The following is an 18,543-nucleotide window of genomic DNA, read 5'->3' on the forward strand; positions in this document are numbered from 1 at the left end:
TCGAACATGGCTGCGTGATAGTGAAGTTCGACTCTACAGCGGCCATCACGGGGTGGATCAGTCGACCGCCGACGTCTCGGTGACCTCGTGGGCCTCGATGCCCGGAGTCGCGAGGAGTTCCGCGACGCAGGCCGCCGTTCCGCCCACGTACGTGCTCACCAGGTCGACGTCACCGGCCACGCACCAGGCGCGGTCATCGGGCCACCACAGGTCGGGGATCTCGGGCAGTGCCATGTCGCGATCGGCCGCGGGTGACGCGGGCGAGTCGGCGTCGTCGAGAGGCCCGGCGAGCAGGATCTCGTGGCGGCCCGGTGTGCGGAACACGGGATAGCCGTCCCAGTTGTAGTTGCCGTACCCCTCCCAGAGTCCGTACCAGCAGCGGTCGGGCGTCCGGGTGTGCCGGGCCAGGACGGGGATCAGGGCGCGGGCCACGTCCGCGGGCGTCGGGCCCTCGTGCGGGTGTTCGTCCCAGAGGCCGGGGACGCCCGGGGTGTCGTCGTTGCGGTACAGGAGACGGTCCCCCAGGCCGATCAGCTCGTGCCAGCGCGTCCCCGCCGACACCGACCGGCCGTACGCGGAGGCCACTTCGTCCCACCGCACCGGCTCCGTACCGAGCAGGGCCGGGTGGAGGATCCGCGCGTACGCGTCGAAGCCGGGTGCGCAGACGCCTGCCACCGTGCCGAACCCGTCGTCGTGGGGCGGGCGTTGCTCCAGCCAGCGGGCGGGCTCGAGGTCGAGCCGCTCGACACGGAGACGGCCGTAGAGGGGCGGGGGCGGGGACTGGTGGACGAGGCGCATGGCTCCAGTGTCGCCTGCGCCGGGGCCCACGCGCTCTGGGGTGGCTGCCGATTGAGGCGGTCCGCGCGGGGCAGTTGGTCAGTCGCGGGGTGGCCGGGCGATACGGCCGCACGCCCTGGCGTCGACGGAAGAGGCTTCCATGGCTGTGAAGAAGACCGCGGTTCTCGTCCTGGACTGCGCGGAGCCCGAGGAGCTCGCGGAGTTCTACGCGGGACTGCTCGGGGGAACGGCCGGCACGGGCGAGGATCCCGACTACGTCGAGGTCCACGACGGGCAGGGCATCCGCCTGGCGATCCACCGGGACAACGGATACGCGCCTCCGAGCTGGCCGCGGCCGGAGGACGCGCAGCAGGCGCACCTGAGGATCCTGGTGCCCGACGGCGACATCGACGAGGCGGAGCGCGAGGCCGTGGGCCTGGGCGCCCGGCCCGTGGACACCACGGACAACTCGGGTTCCCGGGACACCCGGACCTACAGCGACCCGGCCGGCCACTCGTTCACCCTGACCGTGTCCGGCTAGCCGCAGGCGCCCGGCAGGGCAGGCGGCGCCGGGCTCCGTACGGCCGGCCGCGACGGTTTCCCCTCAGCCGGTTGGCTCGTCCGGCACCGGCTGGTCCGGGCGCACACCACCCGTGGGCGGGGCGCCCCGTGGGCCGGTGCCCGCCTCGTCCGTGTCCGGTACGTCGTCGTCGGCGTCCGCGGCGTTGCCGGTGGTGGCCGACGCGTCGTCCGGCTCCCAGTGGTCCTCCTCGTCCGAAGCCTGCTGATCGGGCAGATCCCTCGGTACGGGCTTCTCGTCCTCGCCCCTGGTCTCGGGCTGCTCCTCGCTCACGGTGTCCTCCAGTGCCTTGTCACTTCGTTCCGCGTGGTTCCACGACGGCTTCCGGTGCGGTGGCCCGGCTACCCCTCGTCGTCGCGGCAACACCTCGTACTGGTTCACGGTGGACCGCAGACGCCTTCCCGGCCACACGAGCGGGGCCGGTTGCCCGGCCGTACCCGGGCCGATGCGGCCAGGGCGACGGCGGTCATCGCCGACAGGAGACCCCAGACCGGCACGAAGCTGCCGGACAGGTCCTTGAGCAGGCCGAGCACGGGCGGCATCACCACGATGGCGATCTGGTTGACGGACATGGCGAGACCGAGCGCGAATCCCGTCCTGTCCGGCGGGGCCGATTCGCTCACGTAGGTGACCCAGGGGCCGTACCAGCCGAAGCCGAAGAAGCCGAGCCAGACGAGCGTGCAGCAGGCGATCGCGGGCGACCGGCCCAGCGGTGTCATCAGCACGGCCATTCCCATGAGTACGGCGGCCATGCACAGGACCAGCGAGCCGTACCGCCCGTACCTGCCGCGGTCGCTCCAGGCCGCGAGAGCGATACGGCCGACGACGCCCGCACCCTGGACGGCCACCAGGACAAGGGCCGCCGGTCCGGCGCCGAGGGACGCCGTCCCGTGCAGATGCAGCACGGTCAGGATGCCCACGCCGTACTGCACCGAGATCAGGCTCGTCCCGGTGAGCATGATCCGCGCTATGGACGGGTCGCGGAGCATCCGCAGCCGGGCGCCGGGCTGTGCCCCGAGCGAGGCGCGCCGCTCGCCGCCGCGGGGAGCGGAGGTCACGGGCGGCATGCGGTAGAAGCCCATGAAGACGCCCGCCCCGAGGAGCGCGACGAACCCGCCGGCCACGAGCGTCGCCCGCCAGCCGTACGCCTCCGCGATGAACGGCAGCGCGGCCGATGCGAGCGCCGCGCCCAGCGGAAGGCCCGCCTGGCGGATCCCCATCGCGAAGCCCCGCTGGGACGCGCCGAACCAGGACGCCACCGATTTGCTGCCGCCGGGCTGGACGGTGCTGTATCCCGCGCCGACGAGCAGCAGCACAAGGAGCAGGGACGCGTACCCCGGCGCCGCGCTTCCCGCGAGCAGGCCCGCGGCGACCACGCCGGCGCCCGCCCCGACGACCCAGCGCTCGTTGCAGCGGTCGAGCAGCTCCCCGGCCACGAGGAGCCCGGCCAGGGGGACCAGTTGGGCCGCCGAGACCAGCAGGCCCAACTGGACCGTGCTCAGCTGCAGGTCGCGCTGCAGGTGGATGCCCATCGCCCCGATGCCCTGCACGAAGAACCCGGCGGCGGCCTGGGTGAAGGTGGCGATGCCGAGGACGGCCCAGCGGTAGCGCCAGGCGCTGTGAGCCACCTTGTCGACGGTGGTCACGGGCGCCAGTACAGCGCGGGATCCGGGTGGTCGACGAAGCCGAGGTCGCGGTAGAGCGGCTCGCCCTCGTGAGAGGCGTACAGGTCTACCCGGGCCACCTCGCGTTCCCGGAACCAGTCGAGCAGGCCGGCCATGAGCGCGCGGCTGTGCCCGCGTCGCCGGTGCGCCGGGTCGGTGACCACGCCGATCACGAGCCCGACCCTGCCGTTGCGCAGGTGCGGGCCCGGCAGCCGTTGCTCGACCGAGCCGATGGCGCACGCGGCCAGGCGCCCGTCGCCGTCGCCGTCGCCGTCCACGACGAGGATCCGTGTGCTGCCCGCTGCCAACTGGTCCGTCAGGACCACGGCCAGGGCGTCCCGCCAGCCGCCGTCCCCCGACGGCGGGTTGAAGTAGGCGCCGCCGAGGTCCTTGAACAGCAGGGCCCGCAGGCGCACGAGTTCCGTGATGTCCTCCTGGGTCGCCGGACGTATGTCGGTGTGTACCGCGGTGCGTTGTGGCATGCCGCTCAGCCTGATGTAATGGTCTTGTGCACCTCAACCCTTACGGCGAGGAGGTCGTGAATCTGGCCGCCGACCTCGCCAACCGGCGCCCGGAGACCGCCGATGAGCTCGCGGAGCGCTGCCGCGCCGCCGGGCTCGTCCTGGAGCGTCCCGTGACGCCGGAGGACCTCGACCGCACCCAGGGCGCGCTGGACGCGTGGGAGAAGGTCGTCGACGCCACCGACGAGGACGAGCGCGCCGAGCTGCTCAACGGGATGCTGGCGGCCTCCGCCGCCCACCCACGCCTGACCGACCACGCGGACACGGGCTGGCACCTGCACTACCGCGACGACCGGCAGCCGCTCGGCGCCCTGCTGTTCCAGCTGATCTCCGTCGGTACGGCGCTGCACCTGGCGGGCCGGGGCATGCACCGCCTGAGGCGGTGCGCCGTGACCGAGTGCGTCACGATCTTCGCCGACACCTCCCGCACCGGGCACCAGCGCTACTGCTCCCAGCGGTGCGCCAACCGCGACGCGGTACGCAGGCACCGCGCGCGCTCCACAGGGCGAGACGACTGAGGCAGGGCGAGGCGACTGAAGCAGGGCGAGGCGCCTGAAGAGGGCGAGGCGACTGAATCCGGCCCTCAAATGCGGGGCGGGGGCCCTGTTTTCCGGCCGGACTTCTGGTATTCACTCCTGGGATCGATCGCCGTCCGCGCGCTCGCGTTCGCTGCGGTGTACCTCATGCGACCTAGGAGTTCCCGTGGCCCTCGTACGCCGTCCGTTCAGAGCCGCCGCGAAGGCGTCGGTGGTCGCCGCCGCCGCGGCGGGGCTTCTCGCCCCCGGTGTCGTCGTCGACCGGTACGGGGACACCGCCGCCGCGGCCGCGCCAACTGCCGCTGTCCCCGGGCCGATCGCCGACTGGCAGCACGAACGCCTCGCCTCCGGCGCCGACCTGTACCAGGGGAGCATCTCGGGCCGCCCGGGTGCCGACCACTGGACGGTCACGGTGCGCGCGAACGGTGCCCACCTCGCCGCCGGACGGGACGCGCAGGCGCTTGCGGAACGGGTGCGCGGCGCCGGGTTCGGCGCGCGTGCCGAGGCGGTCGCGTGGCCGCGGGGTTCCGACCGGCACGGCGTGATCGGGGTGCGGGTCCGGGTGGGGGAGTACGCCACGCGCGCCGATGCCGACGCCGAGCGCAAGGCCCTGGCCGCCGCCGGATTCGACGCGGTGAGCGAGTGGACCGGCGCCGATGGTGTGCCCGGCACCGGAGTCGCCCGGGTGAAGGTGGCGATCGTCGACCCGAAGCGATACCGCGGTGCGCTGAAGGGCACGTACGGCGAGGGAGTGGCCGGCCGTGAGACGGTGAGCGACATGGCATCGGGCGGCGACGCCCTGCTCGGCGTCAACGCGGGCTTCTTCGTCATGGAGGGCAAGGACGGCGTGCCGGGCGCGGCGGCCGGAATCGCCGCGTACGACGGGGAGTTGCAGAGCGCGGCGACCGACGGCCGGATCGCGGCGGTGCTGCGCGGCGACGGCCTGCGCCCGGAGTTCGAGAAGCTCAGCACGGAGCTGAGGGTCCGCGCGGGCGCGGCGTCCGCGGTCGTGGACGGCGTCAACCGCGTGCCGGGCCTGGTGCGCAACTGCGGCGGTGTCGGCGGCGATGCCCCCACCCAGCGGCCGCAGCACGACGTGACCTGCACCGACCCCGACGAGATCGTGAAGTTCACCGACGAGCTCGGAGCGGACACCCCGGCGGGCGACGGGGTGGAGGCGGTGCTCGACGCGCGCGGACGCGTGCAGGAGGTGCGAGCGCGCGGCGGCGCCGTGCCCGAGGGCGGCAGCGTCCTCGCGGGCATCGGCGCGGGCGCCACCTGGCTGCGTACACACGCGCAGCAGGGCGGCGCGGTGCAGGTGCGGCAGCGGATCCTGGACGAGCGGGGCCGGGAGCTGAAGCTCGGCCCGCAGGACGACATCGTCAACGGCGGCCCGGAGCTGGTGCGGGACGGCAAAGTCGCGGTGAACTACGCCGCCGACGGCATCGAGCACCCCGGCGACCCCTCCTTCGCGTACACCTGGGGCATCAAGCGCAACCCGCGCATGCTCCTGGGCGTCGACCGGCAGGGCCGCATGCTCTTGGTCGGCGCGGACGGCCGGCAGCCCGGCCACAGCGACGGGTTCGGGCTCAACGAAGGTGCGGAGCTGATGAAGTCGCTCGGCGCGGTGCGCGCCATGGCCCTGGACGGCGGCGGCTCGGTCACCATGGCCGTGAACGGCAAGGTGATCAACTCGCCGTCGGACGGCACCGAGCGCGCGGTGGGCGACGCGCTGCTGCTCACGCGCTGACGGACGAGGCGGCCAGGGGAGCGGTGGTGACGGGGACGTGGCGCGGGCCGCGGACCAAGAGGCCGGGCCGGTAGGGGAGTTGCGCCGGGTCGGCCGTCAGGCGGAGGCCGGGGAAGGACGCGAGGAGCCGGGGGAGCGCGATCGTGGCCTCCAAGCGGGCGAGCCGTGAGCCGACGCAGAAGTGCGGTCCGTGGCCGAAGGCTGCGTGGGGCGCCGTGCGCGTGCCGCCCGCCCCCGCCAGATAGCGGCCCGGACGGAAGGCGTCCGGCTCCGTGAAGTGCCGGGGGTCGCGGTTGGCGGCGGCGAGCACCGCGAGGACGGAGGCTCCCGCGGGTATGACCACGCCGTCGCCGAGGTCCACCTCCTCGGTCGTGTGCCGCCACGTCGTGCCCTCCAGCGGGCTCGCGTGGCGCAGCGTCTCCTCGACGACGGCCGGCCAGCGTGCGGGATCACGCCGGGCGGCCGCCAGCTCGCCGGGGTGCGTGAGCAGCAGCAGCGAGGCCGACGCGAGGAGGTTCATCGTGGTCTCGTAGCCGGCGAACAGGAGGAGGAACGCCATGGCGAGCAGTTCGCCGTCGTCGAGCCCGCCCTCCGTCGCGTCCTGCGTGAGCGCGCTGAACAGGTCGGGTCCGGGGGCGCGCCGCTTGCGGGCGATCAGCTCGGTGAAGTAGGCGTACAGACCTGTCCATGCCTCGTCCACCGCTCCCGGCTCCAGGGCGTCGGCGGGCGAGCCGACCCGGTAGGTCCACTCCCGCAGATCCGCCCGGTCGGCCTCCGGCACCCCGAGCACCTCACCGACCACCAGGACGGGCAGCGGGAAGGCGAAGGCGTCCACGAGGTCCACGCTCCCGTCCCGCCGCAGCCGCATCGCCATCTCCCGCAGGAGCCCGGCGGTCAGCTCCTCGATCCGCGGCCGCAGCGCGTCGACGCGGCGCGGGGCGAACGCGGCGGTGGTCAGCCGCCGCAGCCGGGTGTGGTCGGGGGCGTCGGAGTTGAGCATGTGCCGGGCCAGACAGGCGCGGGCACGCCGCGCGGGGGAGTCACCCTTCGGCCGCCCCGCGCCCTGCGGGGGCACGTTCGAGAAGCGGGGGTCGGCGAGGACGGCCCGCGTCCGCTCGTAGCCGGTCACGAGCCAGGCGTACGTCCCGTTGGCGAGCGGGACCCGCGCGGCGGGCCCCTGGCCGCGCAGGCGGGCGTAGTAGGGATACGGGTCGTGGGCGAAGGCGGGGTCCGCGGGGTCCAAGGCGGGGCCTGCGGGGTCCTGGGAAGAAGCGATCACCCGCTCATCCTTGCCGCGGCGGCCCCACCGCCGGGATCGGGCCCGTCGCCAGGAACGCGGGGCCGGGTCTGTGGGAACCGGACAGCAACCACGCGTGCCGATTCGGCTCCGGACCGTGACGGACGCTACGGACTGTGACGTTCGGAACCAGGCCCGCTTCGTGGGAGGGGGCGATCACGAGATATCTTGATGTCGAGCAATGTTGCAGACGTGGAGCGGAGCACCCGGTGACTGACTCGACCATCATTTACACCCACACTGACGAGGCCCCGGCCCTCGCGACGTATTCGTTCTTGCCGGTGGTCGAGGCCTACGCCTCGACGGCCGGAGTCACTGTGGAGAGCCGTGACATCTCCCTGGCGGGGCGCATCATCGCCCTCTTCCCCGAGTTCCTCGAGGAGAGCCAGCGCATCGACGACGCCCTCGCCGAGCTCGGCGAGCTGGCCAAGACGCCCGGCGCGAACATCATCAAGCTGCCGAACGTCTCGGCCTCGATCCCGCAGCTGAAGGCGGCCGTCGCCGAGCTGCAGTCGCAGGGCTACGCACTGCCGAACTACCCGGACGACCCGAAGACCGACGCGGAGAAGGACATCCGCGCCCGTTACGACAAGGTCAAGGGCAGCGCCGTCAACCCGGTCCTGCGCGAGGGCAACTCCGACCGCCGCGCCCCCGCCTCGGTCAAGAACTACGCCAAGGCGCACCCGCACCGCATGGGTGCCTGGACGGCCGACTCGAAGACGAACGTCGCGACCATGGGCGTCGACGACTTCCGCTCCACCGAGAAGTCCGCGACCATCGCCGATGCCGGCACCCTGCGCATCGAGTTCACGGGCGAGGACGGCAGCACCACGGTCCTGCGCGAGTCCGTACCGGTCCTCGCGGGCGAGGTCGTCGACGCGGCCGTGCTGCGGGTCGGCCCGCTGCGTGAGTTCCTCACCGCGCAGATCGCCAAGGCCAAGGCCGACGGCGTGCTGTTCTCCGTGCACCTGAAGGCCACGATGATGAAGGTCTCCGACCCGATCATCTTCGGCCACGTCGTGCGCGCCTTCTTCCCGAAGACGTTCGCCGCGTACGGCGAGGCGCTCGCCGGTGCGGGTCTGACCCCGAACGACGGTCTCGGCGGCATCCTCAACGGCCTGGACGCGCTGCCCGAGGGCGCGCAGATCAAGGCGTCCTTCGAGGCGGAGCTCGCCGAGGGCCCCGAGCTGGCGATGGTGGACTCCGACAAGGGCATCACCAACCTGCACGTGCCGTCGGACGTCATCGTCGACGCCTCGATGCCCGCGATGATCCGCACCTCCGGCCACATGTGGGGCCCGGACGGCGGCGAGCACGACACCCTCGCGGTCCTTCCCGACTCCAGCTACTCCGGCGTGTACCAGGTCGTCATCGACGACTGCCGCGCCAACGGCGCCTTCGACCCGGCGACGATGGGCTCGGTGCCCAACGTCGGCCTCATGGCGCAGAAGGCCGAGGAGTACGGCAGCCACGACAAGACCTTCGAGATCGCCGCGCCCGGTACGGTGCGCGCGCTCGACGCGGCCGGCAACGTCGTCCTGGAGCAGACCGTCGCCACCGGCGACATCTTCCGGATGTGCCAGGCCAAGGACGCCCCGATCCGCGACTGGGTCAAGCTGGCCGTCAACCGCGCCCGCGCGACCGGCTCGCCGGCCGTGTTCTGGCTCGACGAGACCCGCGCGCACGACGCGCAGCTCATCGAGAAGGTCAAGGCGTACCTGCCCGAGCACGACACCGAGGGCCTGCAGATCGAGATCATGTCGCCGGTGGACGCGACCGCGTTCTCCCTGGAGCGCATCCGCCGCGGCGAGGACACCATCTCGGTCACCGGCAACGTGCTGCGTGACTACCTGACGGACCTCTTCCCGATCCTCGAGCTCGGCACCAGCGCCAAGATGCTCTCGATCGTCCCGCTCATGAACGGCGGCGGCCTCTTCGAGACGGGCGCGGGCGGCTCCGCCCCCAAGCACGTCCAGCAGCTGGTCCGCGAGAACTACCTGCGCTGGGACAGCCTGGGCGAGTTCCTCGCCCTGGCCTCCAGCTTCGAGCACCTCGCGCAGACCACGGACAACGCGAGCGCCCAGGTCCTGGCCGACACCCTCGACCGCGCGACGGCGACGTTCCTGGAGAAGGACAAGTCGCCGACCCGTCGCGTCGGCGGCATCGACAACCGCGGCAGCCACTTCTACCTGGCCACGTACTGGGCCCAGGAGCTGGCCAAGCAGACCGCGGACGCCAAGCTCGCCGAGGCGTTCGGCCCGCTGGCCAAGACGCTGGTCGACCAGGAGCAGACGATCGTCGACGAACTGAACGCGGTCCAGGGCTCGCCCGCCGACATCGGCGGCTACTACCAGCCCGACCCGGCGAAGGCCGCATCCGTGATGCGCCCGTCGGCCACGCTGAACAAGGCGCTCGGCCTTCTTGGCTGAGTGAACTTGGCCGAGTGAACTTCGGCCGGTATGGGTCCGCCCCGGTAGCGAAACCGCTACCGGGGCGGACCCATGTCAGGGGCGCGTGGCGCCGAGACCTCAGCCGAACGTCACCGAGCTGATCTTGTCGTCGAAGCCGATGGTGGACAGGTCGGCCACGTCGCCGTTGATGACCTTGGACGTGCCCTTGCAGTCGGGGGACGCCCAGAGCTTCATCGAGCCGCTCACGGAGACGGACGACGTCACCTTCGGGCGGGCGACGTTCTGGCAGCCCTCGCCCGCGACGCCCTGCGCGGGGCCGTTGTCCGAGAAGTTGGCGTCGTCGAAGAGGATCGCGCTGCTCGCGGGCACGGCCTGGGCTTGGTCCGGGGCCTGATCCTGGGCCTGGTCCGGGGCCTCGGTCGGTTCGGCTCCGGCCTGCGCGCCCGACTTCTGGCCGTCGGGCTGGACGCCGAACCAAGTACCGCCCACGCCTTGGCCGTTGGTGTCGCCGGGCTTGAGGTCCTTGCTGAAGCGGTAGACCGGCCAGCCGCCGACGGTGACCTGGCGGGTGCCGTCGTCCCGCCTGACCACGCCGACGTCCGACGCGTTCACGCCGTCGACGAAGATCTTGCTCCCCGGGTCCACGAGGACCGGCGGCCAGGTGGTGGCGCAGGCGTCGTTGCAGGTGGACTTGGAGGGTGACGCGGTGTCCTTGTCGAAGCGGTAGAGGGTGAAGCCGGAGCCGTTGACGACGACCGGGTCCAGGTCGCCCGCCCTGGACGCCGACAGCTGAACCCACTTGCGCTGCACCGGCTGTGACGCCGCCTTGCCGGGCGGATTGGCCCAGTCCCCGGTCTTCTTGGGCGCGTTGTTCTGCCGCGCGGTGCCGGACTTCAGGGCGAGGTCCATGGAGCCGTCGGCGGCGGGCGCCGCGGCGGAGGGCTTGGTGTCCCCGCCGCCGCAGGCGGAGAGCAGCAGGACTCCCGCCGTGGCGAAGGAGGCGAGGACGGCGGTGCTCCTGCGGGCGTTCTTGCCGGTGTTCTTGCCGGAGTTCTTGCTGAGCATGGGAGATCTCCCTATATCGGCGTTCAGATCATTTCGAGTCGCTTTGGTGCGTTCGAAGCGTGAATACGGACGCCGCTCAGCCCGGCGCTCACCGAGTTTGCGACCGATACCAAACCGAGACAATGTCTAAACTGCGATCTCTTCCGGGTGCTACACGTGGACGCACACGGGCGCTCGCCTCACTGTCATGCGTCAGCGCCATTCCCTATTACTGAAACGCGTTCTACTGTGTGCGCCGTCAAGGCCAAGCCCGGAGAGCCAGCGAAAGCAGGAGGGGCCGTGCACCTCGAATACACGCCTGAGCAGCGGCAGTTGCGCACCGAGCTGCGCACGTACTTCGCCGAGCTGGTGCCCGACAACGCGTACGCCCGGTACGCCGACCCCACGGCGCAGAAGCGGTTCTACCGGGAGACCATCCGCCGGCTCGGGTCCGACGGCTGGCTCGGCGTCGGCTGGCCCAAGGAGTACGGCGGGCGCGGGCTCTCGCCGATGGAGCAGTTCATCTTCTTCGACGAGGCCGCCCAGGCCGGCGTCCCGCTGCCCCTCATGGCCCTGAACACCGTCGGGCCGACCCTGATGCAGTTCGGCACCGACGAGCAGAAGGCGTACTTCCTGCCGAAGATCCTCTCCGGTGAACTCGACTTCGCGATCGGCTACAGCGAGCCGGACGCGGGCACCGACCTCGCCGCGCTCAAGACGAAGGCGGTCAGGGAAGGCGACGAGTACGTCGTCAACGGCCAGAAGATCTGGACCACCAACGGCGACACCGCCGACTGGGTCTGGCTCGCCGTCCGCACCGACCCGGACGCCCCGCCCCACAAGGGCATCACCATGCTCCTCGTACCGACGAGCGACCCCGGCTACTCCTGCACCATCATCAACACCCTTGCCTCGCACGACACGACGGCGAGCTACTACGAGAACATCCGTGTCCCCGTCGCGCGCCGCGTGGGCGAGGAGAACAAGGGCTGGCGGCTCATCACCAACCAGCTCAACCACGAACGCGTCACGCTCGCCGCGCACGGCACCATGGCCATCCGCGCCTTCCACAACGTGCAGCGCTGGGCCGCCGACACCAAGCTCGCCGACGGCCGCCGGGTCATCGATCTCAGCTGGGTCCGCCAGCGCCTTGCCAGGACGCACACCAAGCTGGACGCGATGAAGCTCCTCAACTGGCAGATGGTGAACGCGGACCAGGAGGGCACCCTCACCCCCCAGGACGCCTCCGCCGTGAAGGTCTACGGCTCCGAGGCGCGCAGGGACGCGTACGCCTGGCTCATGGAGGTGGTCGGCTCGGCAGGCTCCCTCAAGGAGGGCTCCGCGGGCGCGGTCCTCCACGGCGAGCTGGAACGCGGCTACCGCAGCGCCGTCATCTTCACCTTCGGCGGCGGCAACAACGAAATCCAGCGCGAGATCATCTCCTGGATCGGGCTCGGGATGCCGCGGGTGCGCCGCTGACGTGCGGTGACTCTCAGGCGGAGCTGCGGGCCTCTTCGTATTCCGGCTCCGGCTCCGATAGCGGACCCTTCTTCTTTCCGGCGGCAGGCAAGGCGATCAGCAGCACGGCTGCCCCGAGAAGCGCGATGGCCGCGATCCAGCCCGCGCCGACATGCATCGCGTGGATGAACGCATCATCGGCGGCCTGAGCGAGAGTGGGCTGATTGATGGTGGCGGCGACGTGGCGGGCCTGTTCGGCGGAGACTTGCGCCTGATCCCGCACCGGACCGGGGGCACCCTCCAGTGAAGGTCCGATCGCGCGTCGGTACTCGATCGACATGATCGTGCCGCCCACCGCGATTCCGATGACACTGCCGGTCTGTCGCACGGTGTTGGTGACGGCCGATCCCGCACCGGCCTGTTCCAACGGCAGGTCGCTGATCAATGCGGCCGTCACAGGGCCGATCACCATGCCGATCGAGAGCCCCTGGATCAACAACAGGATCTCGATCCAGACGAGGGGAGTCTGTAGTCCGAGGAATCCGTACCCACCCATGCTCAGCGCGGCCACGATCAGCGCCGGCACCGTGACAAGACGGAGTGAAAGGCGGCGCACCAGGCGCGAGGCGAGCGGAGCCGCCGCGAGCGCGCCGAATGCGGTCGGGATATTGGCGAGACCCGCCTTCATCGGCGAAAAGCCGAGCGCTCCTTGCAGGTAGAAGGCGTTGTAGAAGGTGATGGCGGCCACGCCGAAGAGCAGAAGTCCGAGCGCCACATTGCCGCCACCGAATGCGCGCTGTGCGAAAAGTCGCGGGTTGAAGCTGGGAACCTTTACGCGCATTTCGACGAGTGCGAAAACGGCCAGCAGAATGAGACCGGCAATGATCGGCGCCCAGACGTCGGTACGACTCCACGTCGCCACCTGCCCCGCCCGGATGAGTCCGTAGGCCAAGGCCACGAGTCCACTGATCGACAGCAGCATTCCAGCGGGGTCCAGTGGCCGCCGAGCGGGGCTGCGGAAATTCGGAACCAGCATGGCGAGTCCGACAAGAGCCAATACCGCGACCGGAACATTGATCAGAAAGACCGAGCCCCACCAGAAATGATCGAGCAGAAACCCGGCCAGCACAGGTCCGGCAGCCATTCCCACACCGGCCGACGTCGAGAAGATGCCGATCGCGGCAGCCCGAGCGGGGCCGGTGAAGGTCCACATAAGGATGGCCATCATGGCGGGCGTGATCAGCGCGCTGCCCACCCCCATCGCCGCTCGAGCCGCAATCAGCTGGCCCGCATCGCTTGCGTACGCCGCCCACAGCGAAGACCCGGCGAAAATGACAAGACCAATGGAGAACACGGTCCGGTGACCGAACCGATCGCCCAATGCGCCTGCGGAGAACATCAATGTCGCGAAGGCCAGGGTGTACGAACCGGTCGCCCATTGCAGCTGGCCGGGATCGGCCCCCAGCCCACGGCCCGGGTCCGCGAGGGTCTCCAGCGTGGTGCTCAGGACGGTATTGTCCAGCCAAATCAGCAGCGAACACAGCATGAGAACGGACAGAATCAACTGCTGCCTGAACTTCGGCAACGTTGGAGTCGCGGTCATGAACACCTTCGGATAGCGAGCGGCGGGAACGTGAACGACTGGACCATAAGCAAACTCCGCGACGCCGTCAAGCCTGGAATTTCTTACCGATACTGTTGCGGCTGAACGGACTTTATGCCCTCCGCCGTATTTGTGGAATGAATAATTGTGTGCCCTCCGGCAGATTCGGCGGATTTGCAATGTGGAGGAATTCATGGCTTCCGGATGGTCGCCGTTACCGATCCGCGCCGGCGCGGGGGCGGGGGCGGGGCGGGGCGCCGGTGCGGGACGGCCCGCGTGAGGCCCGGCTCAGGGGCGTGATCATCTGTGTGTCGGCGCCCGGCGCCCGACGCCCGACGGCCGTGACGCTCAGCCCGGCCGGGCTGTTACGGCCGGAAGTATTGACACGGCTCCAGGGGCGGGCCAGCATCACATCCACGTTAATTAACTATCTAGTGCGTTAACTACAGCATGTGCCGGGTGCGCACCGCTCGCCACCCGCCTCGGCGTTCCCCCCAGCAGCGCCGGTCCCCGTCCCCTCGCAGCCGCCCCAGCAGGTGGTTGCGCTGCTCTCCCCCGAGGAGTTCACGTGTCCGCTCACCCGCCGGCCGACCAGGCGTCGGCCGTGCCGCCCCAGGGCAGGCCACGCAAGGCCGCGTTCGCCGCCTGGATCGGCAGCGCGCTGGAGTACTACGACTTCTTCATCTACGGCAGCGCCGCGGCCCTGGTCTTCCCCAAGGTCTTCTTCGACCCGGACGACCCGGCCACCGCCACCCTGATCTCCCTGGCGACCTTCGGCGTCGCCTACGCCGCCCGCCCCCTCGGGGCGCTCGTCCTCGGTCACTTCGGCGACCGGCTCGGGCGTCGGAAGATCATGGTGTGGACGCTGATCCTCATGGGTCTCTCCACCTTCCTCATCGGCTGCCTGCCCACATACGCGCAGGTCGGCACCGTCGCACCGGTGCTCCTTGTGCTGATGCGGGTGTTCCAGGGCCTGTCCGCGGCCGGTGAGCAGGCCAGCGCGAACGCGATGACACTGGAGCACGCGCCGGAACACCGGCGCGGCTACTACACGAGCTTCACCCTCAACGGGACCCAGGCCGGTCAGCTCCTCGCGACCCTGGTGTTCCTGCCGGTCGCCGCGCTCCCGGACGAGCAGCTGTACACCTGGGGCTGGCGCATCCCGTTCCTGCTGAGCGCCCTCGTCGCGGTCGCCGGGTACGTCATCCGCCGCACCCTGGAGGAGACCCCCGTCTTCCAACAGGTCTCCGCGGACCAGGAGGTGGCCAAGATGCCCCTTGCGGAGCTGCTCAGGAACCACTGGGCCGACGTGCTGCGAGTGGTCGCGGCGGCGCTGATCGCGACGGTCAGCACGATCTTCTCCGTCTGGGCCCTCTCGTACGCCACGAGTGACGCGGTCGGCCTCGACAAGACGGGCATGCTCTGGGTCGCCGGAAGCGCCAACGCGGTGGCTCTCCTCGCGATCCCGCTCTGGGCAAAGCTCTCCGACCGGATCGGTCGCAGGCCGGTCTTCCTCGTCGGGGCGATCGGCAGCGGAGTGATGATCTTCGTCTATCTGTGGGCGATCTCGACCGCCAGCTACCCGCTGGTCTTCGTGACCGGAGTGCTGCTCTTCGGCGTCGTCTACAGCGCGGCCAACGGCATCTGGCCCTCGTTCTACGGCGAGATGTTCCCCGCCAGGGTCCGGCTTTCCGGCATGGCCATCGGCACCCAGATCGGGTTCGCCATCGCGGGCTTCGCGGTGACCTTCGCGGCCCAGATCGACGGCCCCGACGGTGACAGGTGGGTCGGCGTCGCGATCTTCACCGCCGCCTTCTGCGCGATCTGCGCGATCGCCGTGGCCACCGGGCGCGAGACGCACCGCGTGCCCACGGCCGATCTCGGCCTGCGCCCCGGGGACGCGAGGACACCGGCGAAGGCCCGCGAGGCCGCCGCTCTGTGAGCCGGACACGCCGGGGGAGCGCTGCCGCGCCGGGGGGCGCTCCGCCGAGCCACGATCAACCGTGCCCGGCCGACCAACAACCGTGCCCGGCCGACCAACAGGAAGACTTGATGACCTCGTACCTCACCGGCCTGATCGGCTCCGGTATCGGCCCCTCCCTGAGCCCCGCCCTGCACGAGCGCGAGGCGGACCGGCACGGTGTGCGCCTCATCTACCGCACGCTCGACATCGACGTCCTGGGCGTCGCGCCCGAGGGCGTCGGTGAGTTGGTGCGCGCCGCCCACCGCATCGGCTTCGACGGGCTGAACATCACCCACCCCTGCAAACAGCTGGTCATCGAGCATCTTGACGAGCTCGCCCCCGAGGCCGCCGAGCTCGGAGCCGTGAACACCGTCGTCTTCAGGGACGGACGCGCCGTCGGGCACAACACCGATGCCACCGGCTTCGCCCAGTCCTTCGCCCGCGGCCTGGCCGACGCGCCGACCGGTGAGGTCGTCCAACTCGGGGCGGGCGGAGCGGGCGCCGCCGTGGCACACGCCCTGCTGAACCTCGGTGTCGACCGGGTCACCCTCGTCGACACCGATCCGGACCGTGCCGCCACCCTGGCCGCCGCCCTGACCGCGCGCTTCGGACCTGGCCGTGCGCACTGCGCGCCGGCCGGGGAGCTGGCCGAGCGCCTCGCCGCAGCGGACGGTCTCGTGCACGCCACACCGACCGGCATGGTCGCCCACCCGGGCCTGCCCCTCGCGGTCTCACTGCTCAGGACCGGCCTGTGGGTGGCCGAGGTCGTCTACCGGCCGCTGGAGACCGAGCTGTTGCGCGAGGCCCGCGCCATCGGCTGCCGCACCCTCGACGGCGGCGGCATGGCCGTCTTCCAGGCGGCCGACGCCTTCCGGCTCTTCACCGGACTCGAACCGCACACCGGACCGATGCTCGCCGACCTCGGCGATCTGGCCGCCTTCCCGGCCTGACCGGCCCTGACCCGACAGGAGGACACCATGCGCACATCGATCGCCACTGTCTCGCTCAGCGGGCCGCTGTCCGAGAAGCTCACCGCCGTCGCCACCGCCGGATTCGACGGTGTGGAGATCTTCGAGAACGATCTCCTCGGCAGCCCGCTCAGCCCCGAGGAAGTGCGGCTGCGCTGCGCGGACCTGGGCCTGAGCATCGACCTCTACCAGCCGTTCCGCGATTTCGAGGCCGTTCCCGCCGACACTCTCGCCCGCAATCTGCGGCGCGCTGAACGCAAGTTCGCCGTGATGGAGCGCCTCGGCGCGGACCTGCTCCTCGTCTGCTCCAGCGTCGCCCCGGAGTCGGTCGACGACGACGCGCTCGCCGCCGAGCACCTGCGGCTGCTCGCCGACCGGGCAGCCGACCACGGCATCCGCATCGCCTACGAGGCGCTCGCCTGGGGCCGGCACGTCAGCACGTACGACCACGCCTGGCGGATCGTCGAGCAGGCGGACCATCCCGCCCTCGGCACCTGCCTCGACAGCTTCCACATCCTCTCCCGCGGCTGCGACCCCAAGGGCATCGCGGACATCCCCGGCGAGAAGATCTTCTTCCTTCAGCTGGCGGACGCACCGCTGATGGCGATGGACGTCCTCCAGTGGAGCCGCCACTACCGCTGCTTCCCCGGCCAGGGCGGCTTCGACCTCGCCCCTCTGGTGGCCGCGACGGTGGCGGCCGGGTGCCAAGGGCCCCTGTCGCTCGAAGTGTTCAACGACGTGTTCCGGCAGGCAGGGGCGGCCTCCACCGCCGTCGACGCGCTCCGCTCGCTGCTCCTCCTTGAGGAGTCGGCCGGTCTGTCCGTGCTCCCCGCCGCGTCCGCGCCCTCCGGCTTCGCCTTCGCCGAGCTGACCGCGGCCGACACCGAACCGCTGCGCGGCGTGCTCGACTCCCTCGGCTTCGCCCCCACCGCTCGGCACACCTGGAAGCCGGTCGAACTGTGGGAACAGGGCGATGCCCGGATCCTGCTCAACACCGGTGTCAGCGGCCGTCGTCAGGATCCGGCACTGACCGCCATCGGCGTGGAGACCCCCGACCCCGACCGAGCCGCACGGCGCGCCGAGGCGGTGCTCGCCCCCGTGGTGCCGCGCCGTCGCGCGCAGCTCGACGCACCCCTGGACGCGGTGGCCGCACCCGACGGCACGGAGATCTTCTTCTGCCGAACGGACCAGGCCGACCACATCAGTTGGACCGGGGACTTCACCGAACTGCCGTCGCGCGGGCTGCCGGATGAGCGCGCGCTGCCGGATGAGTGTGTTCTGGCGCAGGAGCGTGCCCTGTCGCAGGAGCGTGCTCTGCCGGAGGAGGCGGGAGAGCCGTCCGCGGCCGCCATCCGCCGTATCGACCACATCGCGCTCACCCAGCCCTGGCACCAGTTCGACGAGGCATCGCTGTTCCACCGTGGCGTCCTCGGCCTGGAGGCGGACGGCAGCCTCGATCTGGCCGACCCCTACGGGCTCGTGCGCAGCCGGGCCGTCGCGTCACCCGACGGCGGAGTGCGCATCGTCCTCAACATCGCGCCGGCGCCGGACGCCGATGCCGCCCGCCTGCAGCACATCGCGCTGGCGACGGACGACATCGTCGGCGCCGCCCGGCGCATCCAGGAGAGCGGCGCGAGCCTGCTGCCGATCTCCGCCAACTACTACGACGACCTCGGCGCACGCCACGATCTAGACCCGGAGCGCCTGGCCACGCTGGCGGAGCTCGGCATCCTCTACGACCGGGACGAGAACGGGGAGTTCCTGCACTGCTACACCGCCACGGTCGGGCGGGTCTTCTTCGAGTTGGTGCAGCGCACGGGCGGCTATCAGGGGTACGGGGCCCAGAACGCGGCCGTACGGCTCGCGGCCCAGCATCTTCACCAGCAGGGGGCGTGAGCGGGAGGGTGTGACCTTCCGGATGTTCGCGGAACCCAGCCACCGGTGACAAAAGCCCCAGGGCGGACCGAGGTT

At 71.0% G+C, this 18,543-nt stretch carries 15 protein-coding genes; 8 read left to right on the plus strand and 7 right to left on the minus strand.

Translation table 11 applies throughout. From position 1 onward, the window contains the following. Nucleotides 1–57 precede the first annotated feature (57 nt). A complete protein-coding gene (locus AC07AG_RS29110; protein ID WP_478759087.1) occupies nucleotides 58–798 on the minus strand; it encodes a hypothetical protein in 741 nt (246 codons plus the stop codon). A gap of 139 nt (nucleotides 799–937) precedes the next feature. Here AC07AG_RS29110 and AC07AG_RS29115 point away from each other — a divergent pair, with 139 nt between their 5' ends. Further along, a complete protein-coding gene (locus tag AC07AG_RS29115; protein WP_478759088.1) occupies nucleotides 938–1,318 on the plus strand; it encodes a VOC family protein in 381 nt (126 codons plus the stop codon). 63 nt (nucleotides 1,319–1,381) lie between these two features. Here the strand turns inward: AC07AG_RS29115 and AC07AG_RS29120 are convergent, their stop codons facing one another. The 3 genes from AC07AG_RS29120 to AC07AG_RS29130 all read right to left on the minus strand — a co-directional run bounded on the left by AC07AG_RS29120 (nucleotide 1,382) and on the right by AC07AG_RS29130 (nucleotide 3,503). Next, the gene (locus AC07AG_RS29120) at nucleotides 1,382–1,630 is read right to left on the minus strand and encodes a hypothetical protein (RefSeq protein WP_478759089.1); all 249 of its coding nucleotides are present in this window, start codon (nucleotides 1,628–1,630) and stop codon (nucleotides 1,382–1,384) included. 104 nt (nucleotides 1,631–1,734) lie between these two features. Further along, nucleotides 1,735–3,003, minus strand: a complete 1,269-nt coding sequence (locus AC07AG_RS29125) for an MFS transporter (protein WP_478759090.1) — start codon at nucleotides 3,001–3,003, stop codon at nucleotides 1,735–1,737. Further along, entirely contained in the window at nucleotides 3,000–3,503 is a 504-nt protein-coding gene (locus AC07AG_RS29130) for a GNAT family N-acetyltransferase (RefSeq protein WP_478759091.1), read from the minus strand. Before AC07AG_RS29130 ends, AC07AG_RS29125 begins: the two co-directional genes overlap by 4 nt. 26 nt (nucleotides 3,504–3,529) lie before the next feature. On the opposite strand from AC07AG_RS29130, the gene AC07AG_RS29135 reads away from it, so the two are divergent. Beyond that, the gene (locus AC07AG_RS29135; protein WP_478759092.1) at nucleotides 3,530–4,060 is read left to right on the plus strand and encodes a CGNR zinc finger domain-containing protein; all 531 of its coding nucleotides are present in this window, start codon (nucleotides 3,530–3,532) and stop codon (nucleotides 4,058–4,060) included. Nucleotides 4,061–4,244: 184 nt separating this feature from the next. Further along, nucleotides 4,245–5,828 carry a phosphodiester glycosidase family protein gene (locus AC07AG_RS29140; protein ID WP_478759093.1) on the plus strand — a complete coding sequence of 528 codons (1,584 nt, stop codon included), beginning with the start codon at nucleotides 4,245–4,247 and terminating at the stop codon, nucleotides 5,826–5,828. Here the strand turns inward: AC07AG_RS29140 and AC07AG_RS29145 are convergent. Continuing rightward, nucleotides 5,818–7,107, minus strand: a complete 1,290-nt coding sequence (locus AC07AG_RS29145) for a cytochrome P450 (RefSeq protein WP_478759094.1) — start codon at nucleotides 7,105–7,107, stop codon at nucleotides 5,818–5,820. The two genes, AC07AG_RS29140 and AC07AG_RS29145, sit on opposite strands and share 11 nt — an antisense overlap. 227 nt (nucleotides 7,108–7,334) lie before the next feature. Here AC07AG_RS29145 and AC07AG_RS29150 point away from each other — a divergent pair, with 227 nt between their 5' ends. After that, nucleotides 7,335–9,554, plus strand: a complete 2,220-nt coding sequence (locus AC07AG_RS29150; RefSeq protein WP_478759095.1) for an NADP-dependent isocitrate dehydrogenase — start codon at nucleotides 7,335–7,337, stop codon at nucleotides 9,552–9,554. A 99-nt stretch (nucleotides 9,555–9,653) separates the two neighbouring features. Here AC07AG_RS29150 and AC07AG_RS29155 read toward each other — a convergent pair whose 3' ends face one another. Continuing rightward, nucleotides 9,654–10,601: a hypothetical protein gene (locus AC07AG_RS29155; protein WP_478759096.1), complete on the minus strand. Its 948-nt coding sequence runs from the start codon at nucleotides 10,599–10,601 to the stop codon at nucleotides 9,654–9,656. Nucleotides 10,602–10,880: 279 nt separating this feature from the next. Here AC07AG_RS29155 and AC07AG_RS29160 point away from each other — a divergent pair, with 279 nt between their 5' ends. Further along, entirely contained in the window at nucleotides 10,881–12,059 is a 1,179-nt protein-coding gene (locus AC07AG_RS29160) for an acyl-CoA dehydrogenase family protein (protein ID WP_478759097.1), read from the plus strand. Nucleotides 12,060–12,072: 13 nt separating this feature from the next. Here AC07AG_RS29160 and AC07AG_RS29165 read toward each other — a convergent pair whose 3' ends face one another. Continuing rightward, nucleotides 12,073–13,641 (minus strand): MFS transporter, encoded by a 1,569-nt coding sequence (locus AC07AG_RS29165; protein ID WP_478759098.1) that lies wholly within the window; start codon nucleotides 13,639–13,641, stop codon nucleotides 12,073–12,075. A 568-nt stretch (nucleotides 13,642–14,209) separates the two neighbouring features. Here AC07AG_RS29165 and AC07AG_RS29170 point away from each other — a divergent pair. The 3 genes from AC07AG_RS29170 (at nucleotide 14,210) to AC07AG_RS29180 (ending at nucleotide 18,468) form a co-directional block, all read left to right on the plus strand. Beyond that, nucleotides 14,210–15,583, plus strand: coding sequence for an MFS transporter (locus AC07AG_RS29170; protein WP_478759099.1), 1,374 nt, complete (start codon nucleotides 14,210–14,212; stop codon nucleotides 15,581–15,583). Nucleotides 15,584–15,693: 110 nt separating this feature from the next. Beyond that, a complete protein-coding gene (locus tag AC07AG_RS29175; protein ID WP_478759100.1) occupies nucleotides 15,694–16,554 on the plus strand; it encodes a shikimate dehydrogenase in 861 nt (286 codons plus the stop codon). 27 nt (nucleotides 16,555–16,581) lie between these two features. Then, complete coding sequence (locus tag AC07AG_RS29180) at nucleotides 16,582–18,468, plus strand: bifunctional sugar phosphate isomerase/epimerase/4-hydroxyphenylpyruvate dioxygenase family protein (RefSeq protein ID WP_478759101.1); 1,887 nt, start codon at nucleotides 16,582–16,584, stop codon at nucleotides 18,466–18,468. The last annotated feature ends 75 nt before the right edge of the window (nucleotides 18,469–18,543 follow it).

It is taken from the genome of Streptomyces sp. NPDC044044 (assembly GCF_056434405.1).